At 49.2% G+C, this 1,970-nt stretch carries 1 protein-coding gene and 1 pseudogene; one reads left to right on the top strand and one right to left on the bottom strand.

What is annotated here, in order from left to right; all coding sequences use genetic code 11:
- Positions 1-475 precede the first annotated feature (475 nt).
- On the top strand, positions 476-1,453 hold the full coding sequence (locus tag FV228_RS28125; protein WP_147857497.1) for a glycosyltransferase: 978 nt from the start codon (positions 476-478) through the stop codon (positions 1,451-1,453).
- Between the two features lie 373 nt (positions 1,454-1,826).
- Here the strand turns inward: FV228_RS28125 and FV228_RS28120 are convergent.
- Positions 1,827-1,970, bottom strand: a pseudogene (locus FV228_RS28120) (IS630 family transposase); the annotation flags it as partial.

Raw genomic sequence — 1,970 nt, 5'->3', positions numbered from 1 at the left:
CCGGTCGGCTGCGCTAACCCTTCTAAAAGTCTGTCCGGGAAGTTGGGTAGAGTGGGAGAGCGGTCTCAAGTGGATCATGACGGTTGCGGCGTAGAAGAAAACCATGGCCAAGTCATGGGCCTTGGACGCCGGAGTTGGTCGTGTGCGATTAATCCAATCGAGGAGTTCCGCTACTCATCTGCTTGGATGGACGGTAAAGCCGTCTTGGCCGGGAGTGTTGCGGACGATCAATATGGTGATGATGCTGGCCGTGACTGGAGGCCGGACCAAGATCTGGGAATTTGCAAACCAGCAGTCAAAAACCCCCATCTACACCTAGTCAGTATTCGTAATTCGACATAGACTTGCTACACAATCTGTCTGAGTGGGACCTAAGTGCGTACCTATGTTGTTTGCCTATTACATGGGCGGAAATGACGATGAGACGCCTTCCGATGACGATATAGGTACAATCAACAATAGAAGGTGAATTCACATGAGTCCCGCAATTAACCCAACGGTTTGCTACGTTACTGATGTTTCTTATCTGGCTCCCACGTTGATTTCTATTTCAACTCTGAGAAAAAGTTTGTCAATTTGTCTACCTGTAGTGCTGGTATTGACTTTGCGTAAAAATGAGAAAATTGAAGGGTTGGAAGAAATCATCGACCGACTTTCAGTTCGACTGATTCACATTGATCACGCACTTGTTGATGATCTTACCTCTGTTTGGTCGTCATCTCATGTATCGAAAGCCGCGCTGGGGCGGTTGTTTCTCCACGAACTTATCCCAACTGACATAAATAGAATTTTATATCTCGACGGCGACACATTTATATCAAATGATCTTTCTGGATTGGCATTTGCTCCTATTCCGGGCGGAAGCATCGGAATGGCCGAAGACGCGCTGTCTTTTTATAGGAAAGACAATTCGATCAACGGAAGATCTACTCGAGCATACCTAAGTAAAATTGGCCTTGGTCCCGACGATGCATATGGCAATTCTGGAGTTATGGTATCCAGTCGAACAGATTGGAAGGCGCTTTCGCTCGATGCTCTTGCGTATCTAAAGCATTCCGCCGAACGGTGTCCACCATATCACGATCAGAGCGCAATCAACGCAGTTATTGGAAGCCGTCGCGCGAATATTGCGACAAAGTGGAATTTTCAATCACGTTTTGCGCAATGGGACAGGGCCTCTATATCTAAAGCTTCGTTGTGGCATTTCACTGGAGCGCAAAAGCCCTGGATGGGTTCTGTCCATCCATGGCAATCCATCTATGGGGAACTTGTTGATATAATTCAGGGATTGGACATGCATAATTTCCCCTTAGGGTCCATGACAGCAGATGAAGTGAAATCGTTCAATTCCCAATTTAATAATTCATCGTATTTTCTCCGAAGATACTTTGACTTTAGGCTGCTGCGGAGGCCGAAATTAATCGCTGAATACGACAAGGCTTGTGTTATATAATTGTGATCAACTCATGTTTTCCGGGAGCAGGTGTATAAGCAAGGGGTTTTCGCTGTCCGTGACTGCTTAAGCGGTTAGGGCAAAGAGTAGGTTTAGCAAGGTCTGTTCACGTCATGAGAAGTAGGGCCCATCCCGGCGCCGAAATTGTGGCGCGCGAACGTGAGGGCGTCGAAGATGGTTCAAGTTCCAGCGCCCTTCAAATTGTCCATGTTGCGGATTGATTCTAGGTGCATTGCAACAGCTCCGAGGCGCTGTTTTAGTTTGTCTGGCGGCATCGCACGGCCTTCTCCCGTCTCATTCATACAAACTAATCTGTCGAGGCAGACGCCGCGGCGCCCACGCGGGTGCCAAGGCCCATGCCCAGTGCACGGACTCAGACGGAAGGTTCAAGGGCTCGATTGAGGGCGTCGAAGATGGCGGCGGCGGGCTTGGTCCAGACGAAGGGTCGTGGGCTTCGGTTGTGCTCGCCGATGTAGCGTTTGATGGCGGCCTGAAGGTCGACGATTCCGGTGAAGGT

It is taken from the genome of Methylobacterium sp. WL18 (genome assembly GCF_008040015.1).
Classification (GTDB): Bacteria; Pseudomonadota; Alphaproteobacteria; order Rhizobiales; family Beijerinckiaceae; genus Methylobacterium; species Methylobacterium mesophilicum.
This window is presented reverse-complemented; position numbering and strand designations above follow the sequence as displayed.

Coding starts and splice junctions, on each gene's coding strand:
- FV228_RS28125 (WP_147857497.1), top strand. CDS start 476: ATGAGTCCCGCAATTAACCCAACGGTTTGCTACGTTACTGATGTTTCT.